This window comes from Phormidesmis priestleyi BC1401 (assembly GCF_001650195.1).
In the GTDB taxonomy this organism is placed as follows: Bacteria; Cyanobacteriota; Cyanobacteriia; order Leptolyngbyales; family Leptolyngbyaceae; genus Phormidesmis_A; species Phormidesmis_A priestleyi_B.
In genome coordinates this window covers 33,147-46,258 of record NZ_LXYR01000001.1, presented here as the reverse complement: position 1 = coordinate 46,258, position 13,112 = coordinate 33,147, and the positions used below count along the sequence as shown (strand labels likewise).

General features: G+C 48.8%; 16 protein-coding genes. 9 read left to right on the top strand and 7 right to left on the bottom strand.

The window, feature by feature from the left end; genetic code table 11:
• Nucleotides 1-21: 21 nt before the first annotated feature.
• Nucleotides 22-1,143 (top strand): peptidoglycan-binding domain-containing protein, encoded by a 1,122-nt coding sequence (locus tag A8707_RS00260; RefSeq protein ID WP_068814265.1) that lies wholly within the window; start codon nt 22-24, stop codon nt 1,141-1,143.
• Here the strand turns inward: A8707_RS00260 and A8707_RS00255 are convergent.
• From A8707_RS00255 to A8707_RS00240, 4 genes are all read right to left on the bottom strand, one after another.
• The gene (locus A8707_RS00255) at nt 1,140-1,601 is read right to left on the bottom strand and encodes a Fur family transcriptional regulator (protein WP_068814263.1); all 462 of its coding nucleotides are present in this window, start codon (nt 1,599-1,601) and stop codon (nt 1,140-1,142) included. The genes A8707_RS00260 and A8707_RS00255 overlap by 4 nt on opposite strands.
• Before the next feature lie 184 nt (nt 1,602-1,785).
• The gene (gene sigC, locus A8707_RS00250) at nt 1,786-3,051 is read right to left on the bottom strand and encodes an RNA polymerase sigma factor SigC (RefSeq protein WP_231947874.1); all 1,266 of its coding nucleotides are present in this window, start codon (nt 3,049-3,051) and stop codon (nt 1,786-1,788) included.
• Nucleotides 3,052-3,496: 445 nt separating this feature from the next.
• Entirely contained in the window at nt 3,497-4,327 is an 831-nt protein-coding gene (locus A8707_RS00245) for an N-formylglutamate amidohydrolase (protein WP_231947873.1), read from the bottom strand.
• A complete protein-coding gene (locus A8707_RS00240) occupies nt 4,294-4,959 on the bottom strand; it encodes a Uma2 family endonuclease (RefSeq protein WP_068814257.1) in 666 nt (221 codons plus the stop codon). Before A8707_RS00240 ends, A8707_RS00245 begins: the two co-directional genes overlap by 34 nt.
• A gap of 135 nt (nt 4,960-5,094) precedes the next feature.
• Here A8707_RS00240 and A8707_RS00235 point away from each other — a divergent pair, with 135 nt between their 5' ends.
• Nucleotides 5,095-5,808, top strand: coding sequence for a TIGR02117 family protein (locus A8707_RS00235; RefSeq protein WP_068814255.1), 714 nt, complete (start codon nt 5,095-5,097; stop codon nt 5,806-5,808).
• A gap of 120 nt (nt 5,809-5,928) precedes the next feature.
• Complete coding sequence (accC, locus tag A8707_RS00230; RefSeq protein ID WP_068814253.1) at nt 5,929-7,287, top strand: acetyl-CoA carboxylase biotin carboxylase subunit; 1,359 nt, start codon at nt 5,929-5,931, stop codon at nt 7,285-7,287.
• Nucleotides 7,288-7,305: 18 nt separating this feature from the next.
• On the opposite strand, the gene A8707_RS00225 is transcribed toward accC, so the two are convergent.
• A complete protein-coding gene (locus A8707_RS00225) occupies nt 7,306-7,590 on the bottom strand; it encodes a YggT family protein (protein WP_068814251.1) in 285 nt (94 codons plus the stop codon).
• A 190-nt stretch (nt 7,591-7,780) separates the two neighbouring features.
• On the opposite strand from A8707_RS00225, the gene psbX reads away from it, so the two are divergent.
• The 4 genes from psbX to A8707_RS00205 all read left to right on the top strand — a co-directional run bounded on the left by psbX (nt 7,781) and on the right by A8707_RS00205 (nt 10,108).
• Nucleotides 7,781-7,900 carry a photosystem II reaction center X protein gene (gene psbX / locus A8707_RS00220; protein WP_068814249.1) on the top strand — a complete coding sequence of 40 codons (120 nt, stop codon included), beginning with the start codon at nt 7,781-7,783 and terminating at the stop codon, nt 7,898-7,900.
• 239 nt (nt 7,901-8,139) lie between these two features.
• Complete coding sequence (locus tag A8707_RS00215) at nt 8,140-8,898, top strand: Ycf66 family protein (RefSeq protein ID WP_068814247.1); 759 nt, start codon at nt 8,140-8,142, stop codon at nt 8,896-8,898.
• Nucleotides 8,899-9,048: 150 nt separating this feature from the next.
• Nucleotides 9,049-9,573, top strand: coding sequence for a TolB family protein (locus A8707_RS00210; protein WP_082906157.1), 525 nt, complete (start codon nt 9,049-9,051; stop codon nt 9,571-9,573).
• A 13-nt stretch (nt 9,574-9,586) separates the two neighbouring features.
• Entirely contained in the window at nt 9,587-10,108 is a 522-nt protein-coding gene (locus tag A8707_RS00205) for a TolB family protein (RefSeq protein WP_068814243.1), read from the top strand.
• A gap of 9 nt (nt 10,109-10,117) precedes the next feature.
• Here the strand turns inward: A8707_RS00205 and A8707_RS00200 are convergent, their stop codons facing one another.
• Complete coding sequence (locus A8707_RS00200; protein WP_068814241.1) at nt 10,118-10,300, bottom strand: chlorophyll a/b-binding protein; 183 nt, start codon at nt 10,298-10,300, stop codon at nt 10,118-10,120.
• A 23-nt stretch (nt 10,301-10,323) separates the two neighbouring features.
• Entirely contained in the window at nt 10,324-11,319 is a 996-nt protein-coding gene (locus tag A8707_RS00195; protein ID WP_068814239.1) for a succinate dehydrogenase/fumarate reductase iron-sulfur subunit, read from the bottom strand.
• 492 nt (nt 11,320-11,811) lie between these two features.
• Here A8707_RS00195 and A8707_RS00190 point away from each other — a divergent pair, with 492 nt between their 5' ends.
• Together A8707_RS00190 and A8707_RS00185 are read left to right on the top strand one after the other, a co-directional pair.
• Entirely contained in the window at nt 11,812-12,222 is a 411-nt protein-coding gene (locus tag A8707_RS00190; RefSeq protein ID WP_068814237.1) for an AbrB family transcriptional regulator, read from the top strand.
• 56 nt (nt 12,223-12,278) lie between these two features.
• Nucleotides 12,279-13,112: a CPBP family intramembrane glutamic endopeptidase gene (locus tag A8707_RS00185; RefSeq protein ID WP_068814235.1), complete on the top strand. Its 834-nt coding sequence runs from the start codon at nt 12,279-12,281 to the stop codon at nt 13,110-13,112.

Here is a 13,112-nt window from a genome sequence, read left to right as displayed (position 1 = left end):
AATAACCCCTGCCTGAAGACTATGGAAACCCTTGCTTATTTGCATTTAGCGTGTGCTAACGAGTTGCCTGATGACGATCGACCCGTTGCACAACCTCGCTTTATCCCTTCATTAAATGGGCTAAACTGGCAAAAATTTTCCAGTGCAGCATGGGTTAAGTTTCTGAGCATTGCAGTTAGCTTGACGATTTTGAGCATTGCCAGCTCTGCGATGGCGCTTTTGCAGCAGGGAGATCGTGGCGCTGAGGTTTCTGACCTGCAAAGTCGGCTAGCGGCGGCTGGTTGCTATCGGGGTTCTGCTGATGGCGTTTTTGGTTCTGTGACAAAGGCAGCGGTTATTGAATGTCAGCAGCGCAGTGGACTTAATCCTGATGGGGTTGTAGGACCTGCTACAGAAGCGGCACTGTCAAGAGGTAACCAAACTGTTAGCCAAGGCTTCAATACCTCTGACCAAAATTTTAGCAATGGCACCTATGGCGGAGTTCTTCGGCAGGGCGATCGAGGAAGTGCTGTCAGTGATTTGCAGCGTCGTTTGAGTTCAGCAGGTTATTATAACGGCGCGATCGACGGTGTATTTGGGCAACAGACTGAAGATGCGGTGCTCAGACTCCAGCGAGACCGAGGGCTAACGGCAGATGGAATTGCGGGCTATCAGGTGACGCAGGCTCTTTCAGGTTCTACGACCATCCCTGACACTAGCTACAACCCGTCGGGTCGGCAGTTAACGATCGGAAATAGTGGTTCTGATGTCATAGATCTTCAGCGTCGTCTCCAAAACCTTGGCTACTTTAGCGGGACAGCAACAGGCTACTTTGGAACTCAAACCAGTGACGCGGTTCAACGCTTTCAGCAGGATAGACGACTCCCGGTGACAGGCATTGCCGATGCACGAACGCTAACGGCATTGGGAAGTACCACAGATGGAAACAACTACGATCGTGTGAACCGCTATATCGTCGTCGTTCCCAAACAGGATTACAACACGCTATTCAAGGTCAGACAAGTAGTTCCAAGTGCATTTGAGGCAAAGTCTAAGCTTGGCGATTATGTGTTGGCAGGGGCTTATCCCAATCAAAACGGAGCCGAGAAGCAATCGAGCTTGCTGCGATCGCGCGGTCTAGACGCTAGGGTCGCTTATCGCTAACTGGGCAGCAGCGATCTTTGGCAGGTTGGGCAAACAGCGTGGATGGTCAACTGACAGTCGAGCAGGTGATAGCCTTCTCTCTGTGCCGCTTTAGTACCGATTTTGAGAATAGGGTCACTTTTGAACTCGATCGTTTTACTGCACCGCACGCAGATCAGATGATGGTGATGATAGGGGTGAGGCTGATTGATCTCATAGTGTTTGTGCCCTTCAGCAAGCTCTAACTCCCGCAAGATTCCCATTCGCGCCATCATTTTAAGGGTGCGATAAATTGTGGATAGACTAATGCCTTCCCCATCGGCTTGCAGCGCGTCGTAGAGGTCTTCTGCACTCAGATGGTTTCCTTCAGGCAAGTTTTGAAAGACCTGCAGGATGGTTTCGCGCTGTGGAGTTAAACGCCAACCTTTTTCGTTTAGTTCAGCTTTTAGAGAAGCTGCGGTGTATACAGAAGCATTCATATTCTCAACAAAGCCTCCTTTCTTGAGAATATAGCATATAAAAAAACAAGGTAATTTGCAAGAAAGTCACCTTGTTGAGATGATACTCAAAGCCGGAGACTGTAAAGGGGATGCTTCTAACTCAGTGAGAGAGGGGGTTTAAGCTTCTTTCCCGAAAGAATGCCTTCACGTTGATTAGAGTGTTCTAGCTCAAAGATTCTAGATAGTCGCGGACACGATTGCGGCGTTTGGGCTGGCGCAGTTTTTGCAGTGCCTTCGCTTCAATTTGACGGACTCGCTCGCGTGACAGATCGAGCGCTCGACCGATTTCAGCGAGTGAGTAGGGGTGCCCATCACTGCCCAAACCAAAGCGCATCTGAATCACATCCCGCTCTCGGCTTGTCAGGTCTGCTAGCAGTTGCAGCAAATCGCGGCGAAGTGACTCTCGCATCAAGATTTCTTCAGGCGAGGTTTCTTCTGTCTCCAGCAAGTCACCCAGTTCGGTGTCTTTTTCTTTACCGACTTTCGTTTCTAAAGACACCGATCGCGGCACTCTCAGCAGCACTTCTCGCACTTGAGGAGCCGTCATCTCTAGCTCAACCGCGATGTCGTCGATTGTGGCAGTCCGCCCTTTCTCCTGAGCGATTTTGCGTTGAGCTTTCTTAATCTTATTAAGCTTTTCGGTGATGTGAACTGGGAGTCGAATCGTGCGGCTTTGAGTAGCGATCGCGCGGGTGATGCCTTGACGAATCCACCAGTAAGCATAGGTGCTGAATCGGTAGCCCTTTGTCGGATCGAACTTATCAACAGCGCGTTCTAGACCTAGTGTGCCTTCCTGAATCAAATCCAGCAGTTCTAGACCTCGATTTTGATATTTTTTGGCAACCGACACTACAAGGCGCAAATTCGCCTTGATCATGTGTTCTTTTGCTTTAAGTCCTTCAGTTTGAGTCTGTTCAAGTTCTTCGACCGACCGACCGACGAGCTTTGCCCAGTGCTGCTTGCCCTCTGCCACAATGGGCTTGAGATCGGAGACAGTGACACTGGCTTCAGCCGCCCAGCGCTCTAGAGAAGGACGATGCCCCAGACTAGAAGTTAGACGATCGCGGGCATCGATTAAATTCACATAGCGCTCGATCGAGGCGTTGCCTTTGAGAGCTTCTTCGTTCCGCTCTTCTAAAAGTCGCATATAGCGCTGCACTCTTTGAGCTTCTGAGACTTCCTCATCTCGACCTAGCAGCCTGACGCGACCAATTTCTTGAAGATATAGCCTCACCAAGTCTGTCGTTTGACGGACTGGTACGAGAAGTCCTGCGCGATCGACATACTCAACTTCGACATCCATCAGGTCATCAGAAGCTGGCTCTGTATCGCGATCGACATAACCTGCATCGTAACTCTGAGGACGAAAGCTCTCTAGAGAAGAGTTTCCGTATTCTGCATCAGCGTAAAAAGAGGTTGCTGGCATCATGGTCTTTCAGTTGCTCTCGGTAGAAATGGGGTCAGTCGGCTGTGTGATAGTATTCCCGTCTTCTGGGACTGGAGAACACTCGGTAGAGTTCCACAGCCTCGCGTTTAACTAAGTTGATCTGAGCGATCGACAGGTACCAATGTCTCCTACTCTCTACATCTCGGTTAGCGATCAATTCGGAAGGTTATGCAAGAAGCTGCCTTCTTAGCGCCAATTGGCTGAATCTGAACCGAACATAAAGAGAACTTTAATCAACAGGGTTTTGCTCAAATCAGTCAGTTGATCAAACTACATCACTTCTACGGCAATTTCCTGGTGTCTTTTCGGATGTCTGTGCATCTTCATCAAGGCTTCTAATGAGTGTGGAGTTTAATCATGAAGCGATAAAGTAATGCGTGAGGTGTGAGGCTTTGGTTCAGGGAATTTATGAATCTGTTCTAAATAACTAAAGACAGGTTGGCGGAGGATTTGTAAGTATAGTTTTGAGAGAGCCGAAGATAGCATCAAACTTTTTCTTGGCAGCATCAAATTCAGGAACACGCCAGTCAGGAGGCTGTGATTTTTCAAGCTGGGCGTTATCTAAATAGACGGGATATCGAACTTCGATTTGCAGTGCTTCGACTCCGGGCAGTTGACCATAATGTCGAGTGATATAACCTCCTGTAAAAACTTTATTTCTCACAACTTGATAGTCCGCTTCTAAAAAACTCTTCTCCACTATAGAGATCAAAAATTCTGAAGACGTTTCTCCGTTGCGATTGCCTAAACATATTTGGTCGGTGATCAGCCCCATAAAGCTGTGAAGATCGAGAAGATAGACTCTGCCAAAGCGATCGAGCTTTTCTTGCAAAATTGCTGCTAAACGATCGTGATAAGGCAAATAAAAGTCTCGAACCCGTCCTTCAATGTCTGACTGGCTAGGAATGGATTGATAAATCGGTTGTCCAAATGCCGTTTTTTCAGGAATCGCGGCTGTCCAAAAGTCGCCAAAAATGGGATCTTTAACCTGACGATTCAAATCGACGACATATCGGCTGTGAGTCGCTTGCAGAACTGTGATTCCTAACTTAGGAAGTGATGCGTAGAGTCGATCGAGATGCCAGTCGGTATTGGGGAGCGAGCGCAGATGGTCGGGTGTAAACTGCGCGGCGATCGCGCCCGGAACAAACATTCCACTGTGAGGAAGATTTGCCACGATCGGGGCTTCTGTTCCTTGGGGTTCGTGAAAATTAAAAAGATCCATTAAGTGTTGAGCGATCGCTGCTCTTGAATCCAACTCCGAAAGACTGCCAGCGCTTGAGCTAACCCAATTTTGTCGCTCTGATCTAAGAACTCTAACACTCGTTTTGATGGCAGAAACGGAAATGTCGGGCTTGCAAGACGCTGAACATATTCACCGTTTTGCAACTGATGGATCAGTAAATTTCCTTTGAGGACATTATCTCCGATCGTCGTCCAATATTGCCAAATTTCCGGCAGCCCCAACGTAGCGTAAATCCCCAGCGTGTTTAAAGCGCTTTTGGTGATGGCAACTTCAACGGCAATATCAGGAGGCGGGGCTTGACTGAGATCGAGTTCTGCTCGATTTGAGAGTCGGACTTTGTCAGTCAGGTAATAAGACGCATCGGGTTGAGCGACACATTCTAAATCTGCGCGCTTGAGCAGGACTGATCCCATTGAGTGAATCTGCACGTCTAGTTCATCGGCGATGACGAGAAGCAGTGACTCAATTAGGCGGCTACAGCGCTGATGTTCTTCGAGCGGAGTCATCATTTCGAGTTTGCCGCGATCGTAGGTTAGTCGCGCCGTGCGATGAGATCCTAACTCGTCTAACAGCGTCTCAAACTGTTGCCAACTGACCCCCGGTAGCACGATTCTTTTCTCAGTTGGAGCAGGTTTTTTCGCCATAGAATCAATTCCTTCTGCGACACTTTCAGATTTTACTGCGATCGATCAACCTTGAGAGTGTGAAGTTTTTCTAGCAGCTTGGATGCAGGGTACGATCGCACCGATAGGGTAATTTTAGAGTTTTGTCCACCCGTCATGAATCAAAAAATTTTCAAGCGACATTCTACTTTTCTAAAGCGGACTTTGCGATATGTTGTTGCGCCCATTGTGATCACCACAACCCTTCTCGGAGTTGGCTATGTCACGCCTAGAAGATGGGGAACGCCTGCCCACAGTTGCCAAACTCAACCGTTTAGAATCTATGCTGCAGGCGACTCAATGCACGTCAATTTGATTCTTCCGGTGCAGAATCAAGCGTTTGATTGGAGTCAGTTTTTGTCGCTTGATCAAGTTGGGCGAGATGCGCAACAAAACTATCGATATCTTAAATTTGGCTGGGGCGATCGGGACTTCTATATGAATACGCCCAGTTGGTCACAGGTCAAAATTCCCAATGTTCTCAGAAGTTTATTCATGCCTGGAAACCCGACTGCTTTATATGTAGAAGGCTATTCAGAATTACCGAACGAGCAAAATGTCGAACTGAAATGCGTGGGGGTGAACCAAAAAGATTATTTGCAATTAGTAAATTTTATTAAAGCCTCGTTTCAGCCTGACCCTCAAGGGCAGCCGATTCGCATTCAAGACTCCTCGATCGACACGAGCGGATTTTATGAAGCGATCGGACACTACTCTATTTTACGAACCTGTAATACTTGGGCAGCAGACGGGTTAGACGCAGCAAAGGTTAAAACCCCTATCTGGTCAGGGCTTGCCCCAGCAGTCATGAGGCAACTACACGATGACTGAAATTGTCATGCTGATGATGAACAATGACCGTCCTGAATCGGTTATGTTGAAACACGGCAAGCTATCTTTCAGCGTCCCTCAGAAGTGTGAATCTTCTGAATTAGAACCTACCCATAGAACATGCGTTTCTCGAAAATTCTGATTGCCAATCGGGGGGAAATCGCCCTCCGAATTCTTCGCACCTGTGAAGAAATGGGGATCGCCACCGTTGCGGTTCATTCCACGATTGATCGTCATTCGCTGCATGTGCAACTCGCAGATGAAGCCGTTTGCATTGGTGAACCCGCTAGCAGTAAAAGCTATCTCAATATTCCTAATATCATTGCGGCGGCGCTGACTCGCAACGCTACGGCGATTCATCCCGGCTATGGTTTCTTGGCAGAAAATGCTCGATTTGCAGAGATTTGTGCTGACCATCAAATTGTTTTTATCGGTCCTTCACCTGACTCGATTCGATCGATGGGTGACAAATCGACCGCCAAAAAAACGATGCAGCGCGTCGGAGTGCCGACCATTCCGGGCAGCAAAGGATTGGTAAAAGATGAAGAGGAAGCGAGGACAATCGCACGATCGATGGGCTATCCCGTAATTATTAAGGCGACCGCAGGCGGCGGTGGGCGAGGAATGCGGCTCGTCACAGCAGATGAAGACCTGGGCAGACTCTATATGGCAGCGCAAGGCGAGGCAGAAGCCGCCTTTGGAAACGGAGGCGTGTATGTCGAGAAGTATGTTCAAAATCCCCGACATATTGAGTTTCAGATTTTGGCAGACAGCCACGGCAACGTCGTTCACCTGGGCGAGCGGGAGTGTTCGATTCAGCGTCGTCACCAAAAGCTGTTAGAAGAAGCCCCTAGTTCTGCGCTGACCCCAGAGTTGCGCGAAAAAATGGGCAATGCTGCCGTTCTCGCGGCTAAGTCGATCAATTATGTAGGGGCAGGCACCGTTGAGTTTTTGCTCGACCAATCCGGCGATTTCTATTTTATGGAGATGAACACGCGGATTCAAGTCGAACATCCTGTGACTGAGATGATTACAGGGATCGATTTGATTGCCGAGCAGATCCGCATCGCTCAGGGTGAAGCGTTGAGTTTTACTCAAGATCAAGTGGTTTTGCGGGGACACGCGATCGAGTGTCGCGTCAATGCCGAAGATCCCGATTTTAACTTTCGTCCTAGCCCCGGACGCATTAGCGGCTATTTGCCACCGAGCGGACCCGGTGTGCGAATGGATTCTCACGTCTACACCGATTATGAGATTCCGCCCTACTATGATTCGCTGATCGGCAAACTGATTGTCTGGGCAAGCGATCGACCCTCTGCGATTCGCCGCATGAAGCGAGCGCTGCGAGAATGCGCCATTACGGGACTGCCGACGACGATCGCGTTTCATCAAAAAATCTTAGAAACGCCAGAGTTTCTAAGAGGCGAGATCTACACTAATTTTGTTGAAAAAGTGATGCAGCCAAAAGACGAGGGATAAGATTCCTCCCTTCGTCTCTCAGTTTAGTAGGGTCAAAAGCCCTTGCTGCCCAAGCAAGATTTCTCTTGCCAAGCTAAACAAGCCCACCCAGACGATCGGGGTAATGTCCACGCCGCCCATTGGCGGAATTAGCGTTCTCGTAATCGCCAAAAAGGGTTCGGTCGGAATCGCCACCAGACTAAAGGGAAATTTCTTTAATTCCACCTGCGGATACCAGGTGAGGACGATGCGGATGATAAACAGAAAAATCATCAGTCCGAGTAAGATGCTCAGAGTCAACGAGACGATGGTCGAAGAAATCATGGGGCATTTTATGAAAAGTTGAAGCGGTGCTGGCACGTCTCATCTAATTCTAGCGTTTGGTGGGTGCGAGTCCTCAACGAGTCGCGGGGTGGGCGATCGCGATCCCATTTTTCAAAGCTCTATACAACCGTGTGGCAACCGATTAAAATTATGGTGATTTGCTTGCTGTAGATAGAGGACGCTGAGACAGATGACACCTTCTTTAACAAATTTCTTGTTGAGCCTGCTGGCTGGCGTGGTGGTGGTGCTGGTTCCTGCCACGATCGGGCTGATCCTCATCAGTCAAAAAGACAAAATCCGACGTTCTTAACGTCAGGCAGCGACCCAATCAATCTTCTGGCTATGGTAAAACCTCCGCTGTAGTGGGGCAGTGGTTGAATTTGGTTCACTCTTCCTGCTAACGCTGAGGTTTCTGCTTTGGGGTGTAAAATTTGGGCTTTATCATATAGAGCATAAAAAACAATTGGTAGGTCTGAGCGAGCGGGTGCTTGCTACAGTGGAGATCTTAGGCATAACTCGCTATCATAAGGCTTACCTAGGAGACAGGGAATGGTTAACTTTCAGTTCAATCTAGCTAGTGTTTCTGGGATTATTTTGGCGGTCGGTGGAGCGGGGCTTTATGCGGTTCGATCGTTCCGTCCTGAATTGTCGAGAGATTCCGATATTTTCTTTTCTGCCGTCGGCTTGCTGTGTGGCTTGATTTTAATTTTTTATGGCTGGCGCTTTGACCCGATTATGCAGTTTGGTCAGGTGCTGCTAACGGGCGCTTCTATTTTCTTTGTGCTTGAGAATTTGCGTCTTCGTAAAGTTTCAACCGAGCAGGCAAAACGCAACACCCCGATCGTAGATTCCGATCGTCCGGTTAGCTCTCGCTATCGTCAAAGCGCTGAGTTTGAAGATCAGGACGTGATTGATGAGCGGGCGCGTCGTCCTCGAATTCAAGGCACCCCAGATGTCCGATCGACGCGTGGTAACTATGACGATCGCGCTGCTCGTCGCCCCTCAAATCGGACTCGCGACGAGCGGCTAAATCCTTCTGACAAAACTCGTAAACCACGCGCTCGTCCAGACTATCCTGTCATTGACGCAACCGTTGATAATGACTTTGACGATCGCCCTCGTAGCCGGAATGCTGCGCCGCGATCGGGCAATCCTTCGCAGGGATCTGCTGCGCCGAGACGACCTCGCCCAACCGATGAAGACATCGCCAACCGTCGCAGAAATGCAGAGGAGCCGTCTTCAGACTATGTCGATTATCGTCCCGTTGAGCCAAATGACGACGAGAATGACAACTGGGGTGGGTCTTAGTCTAACCGTTCAGGTTGTTTGAGCGCGTCGATCGTTAATCTCACCTGTCTTGATCCCCCCACTGCTTCTGATGTTGAGAGAAGTTGGGGGGATTCGTTATGAAATGGTGCTTGTGATGTGAAAAGTGAACTGCGATCGAGAATTAGTCTAATGGCTCAGTTGCTTTTGCTGGGTTCGATCGCCGCTTGCAGCCCTACAGGGGTCTCGCCGATCGGGTCAATGTCGCTCAACAGCCGCTACAACGATGAGCAACCTGCTCTGAGCGGCGATGGTCGCATTTTGGCGTTTGTGTCGAGCCGTGACGGCAGCCGCAACATCTTGCTGTATAACTTGGAGCAGCAGAAGTTTGTCAATCTGCAACGCCTCAATCGCCCCAGCGCGATCGCTGAAAATCCGAGTCTTAGCTACACGGGTCGCTATCTCGCTTATATTGCCAGCGATCGGGGCATTCCTGAGATTCGGCTCTACGATCGAGCCACTCAGCAATCGCAGGTGTTGATGTCTGCCTATCAAGGGTGGCTGCGTCGTCCGAGCATTAGCCCCGATGGGCGATATGTGGCCTTTGAGAGCAGCACGCGCGGACAGTGGGATATTGAAGTGCTCGATCGAGGTGCTTTTGTCGAGTTAGATATTCCTAACGATCGTCCGACTAACTCACCGACGACGGCTCCTTAGTTAGGTTTTGTGTGTGAAGCGTTTTGTTTTTTTGGGATTGGCTGCGATCGCTACCCTGCTGAATGGCTGTGCAGGGGCGCAGTTGCTGCCGTTTCCGTTTGATCCGGGAGGGCGAAGTCTGAATAGTCCATTTTCAGACGTGTCTCCGCGCATTGCAGGTCGTTATATTGTGTTTGCGTCCGATCGTCGAGGCAGTCAAGACATTTATCTATATGACACTATTGAGCAGCGGTTACTAGACTTGCCGGGGCTAAATTCTCTCGATTTGATGGCATCGAGTCCAGCGATCTCAGACAACGGGCGATACATTGTGTTTGCGGGAAGTCGGCAGGGAATCACAGGAATTTATCTGTACGATCGTGACTTTCGCCAATTACGCAACTTGACCGAGAATATCCGAGCCGAGGTGAGGAACCCAACGATTAGCGCTGATGGAGCCACGATCGCCTTTGAGTCGAACGCGAGAGGACAGTGGGATATTTTGCTCTACAACCGTGCCGGACAGCCACTAGGAGTGCCCACAGATCCACGATGATAGAGGATTTCATCTCAAGCCCAACCAGGTAAAGAAATCTTGACGGGTAAAGAATTCTAGAATTAACAGACTCACAAAGCCAATCATGGCAAAGCGTCCATTAATCTGCTCTGCGTAAGCTGTCCAACCAAAAGCGGGTTCGGGTCTATTTTGGTCTTCTGTCGGCGTTTCTGAAGTGGATGGGGAAGTCATAATTAATTCAGATGAGAGTGATTTTAAGATTGAGAATGGTTTGATTCTGCTTTGAATTTCTGGACGGATTCGATCAGCGATCGTACCTGTTTTGCCCCTTCAGACGGCTCAAACTTTGCCGGAAGCTTACCGTGACCCAACATTCGCAGCCCTAACGGGACAAGACTCATCAGTCCTTTAAGATCTTTAAGGCTATTGCCCACGACCTGCAAGCCAAACTGCCGTTCATCAATCCAGCCGCCTTGCTTAACCAGATCAATGAGGACTTTACGGTGACGAATCGATCGGCTCGTCTGCCCATCAGTCCGCGCCAAAATCTCGCTCTTAATTTTGCCAATCTGATCCATCGGCGCGACTTCCATCGGGCAGACGCTATTGCAAAGATAGCAGCGAGTGCAGCCCCAAACCCCATCGGTGCCTTGGTTATAGTGGTCTAGTCGGGCTTCGGTCTGGTCATCGCGAGAGTCTGCCACCATGCGATAAGCCTTGGCTAAGGCGTGAGGACCGACAAACCCAGGATTGACTTCACGGGCGTTGCACTCAGAATAGCAAGCCCCACACATGATGCAGTTTCCAGTCTGGTCGAGCTTCGATCGCTCTTCTGGAGTTTGCAGAAATTCTCGCTCTGGTATTTGCCGTGCTGCCGTGCTGACGTAGGGATCAACGGCTTTGAGATTTGCCCAAAAGCTCTGCATATCTACTACGAGGTCTTTAATCACGGGCATATTCCCCATTGGAGCGATCGTGATTTCTGGAATTTCAGTGGTTGAAAACCGAGCCACTTCACTGCCCACATTTTCTTTGCAAGCCAGCGTCGATCGACCGTTAATTCGCATTGAGCAACTGCCACAAATTGTATTGCGACAATTTTTTCGGAAGGCAAGGGTGCCGTCTTGCTCCCACTTAATTTGATTGAGACAGTCGAGAATGGTATTGCTCGATTCAACGTCAAGTGTGTAGGACTCAACTCTGGGTGAAGAATCTTGGTTTTGGCGGACAATTTTGAAAACAACTTGCATTCTAGAAACCAAAAACTGCAACTTTGAGGGTCTGAAGGATGCGAAATGAAAGAAACCGTAGCTAGAAGAGAGTGCTATTTCCTAAATAAATGGCTGCTAAAGTTAATAGCTTGTTACAGAAAAAACCGTCATTTGATTTGTGAATACAAAACTGCTTACAGTTACTAGAATCAGCACTTTTACAAGTCTTAGTCTAGCATCTCAGCTAAATTGATAGAGCCACCTGACACCCAAAAATGAGCTTTACTGCGAGAGATTTAGATCAGTTGTTTCATGCAATCTTTGATGAAGTTAGGGCGAGGTTAAAGTCAGCAGGTCAAAATTATCGGCTTCTAGCAACGATCGAGAAAAAATTATTGATCTAACACACACTCGGCAACTTAGACAAAAATGTTGTGCAAATAGAGCAGATTAGGGATATATTTTATTAGGTCAAACATTGACCATTGGCTCTATTTACCATTTCAGTAATCTAGGGATATTCTGTAGCAGATGACTGAAACTGCAACTGCCCCTTTAATAGGGAAAGCGTTACTTCAAAAAGTAAAAGAACTGTCACAATTGCCCCGTCGAGAAAGGGCGAAGCGTTGTGGCTATTACACGGTTACTAAAGATAGTCAAACTCGCGTCAACCTAACAGACTTCTATCATGCTGTGTTGGAGGCAAGAGGGGTTCCACTCAGTCCAGAAGGGTCAAAAGATGGTCGAGGGCGAGAGCCGACTTATCGCGTGAGTGTGCATCAAAATGGGCAAATTGTGATCGGTGCAGCCTACACCAAAGCAATGGGTTTAAAACCGGGCGATGAGTTTGAAATTAAGCTGGGCTACAAGCACATTCATCTCATTCAAATCGACGCAGATAAGACCGAGCAAACCAGTGTTGTTGAGGATGAAGAAGAATAAACTAGCCTAAAAGACGATCGCGAGATCGCTAACATTCTTCATTTTTAGCTTGTTTTATGCCTACCTTCTTCGATCGTGCTCATCCATTTTTTGCGGAAGCGCCGATGTTCTTAAAGGTAGGTGTTTTTTTTGCAGTTTGGATAGCGATTTGGCTCCCAATCGCGGTGCCTTTAGCGATCGCGCTCAAGTGGCACCCGTTTAAGCCTTTAGAAATTCGTCAAAAGCTGCCGCTCGTTGCATCACTTTATTTGCTGGCTCCGATCGTGCTTTGGGCAGCCGCCTGGGTTCAAAACGTTCCCTTCGCTCGCTATGGGCTGTCTTGGAATCTCGCTCTTCTCATCTCAGTCAGTCGCGGTTTGGCATTGGGAACGATCGGGTTATCCATTCTGTTTGGCGTTCAAACTCTACTGGGCTGGATCGAGTGGAAATCAGAGAACTGGAAGCAGTTGCGATCGGTGCTTCTGCCCACGTTGGGGTTAGGACTTTGGATTGGTGTCACCGAAGAACTGATTTTTCGAGGATTTTTGCTAGGGCAACTAGAGCAAGCCTATGGACTTTGGAGCAGCGCGATCGTCTCTAGTCTAATTTTCGCCCTGCTTCATCTAGTTTGGGAAGGACGAGAAAATATTCCTCAACTGCCGGGGCTGTGGCTGATGGGCATGGTGCTCTGTTTGGCGCGGCTCGTCGATCGCAATCAGCTAGGGCTTGCTTGGGGCTTACACGCAGGCTGGGTTTTTGGGATGGCAAGCCTAGACTCAGCCGACCTGATTCGCTATACGGGGCGCACGTCTGAATGGCTGACTGGTCTTAAAAAAAAGCCCCTGGCAGGGGCAATGGGCTTACTCTTTTTGCTGACAACAGCAGGCATGTTGTGGGCAGTCAATTTGTAG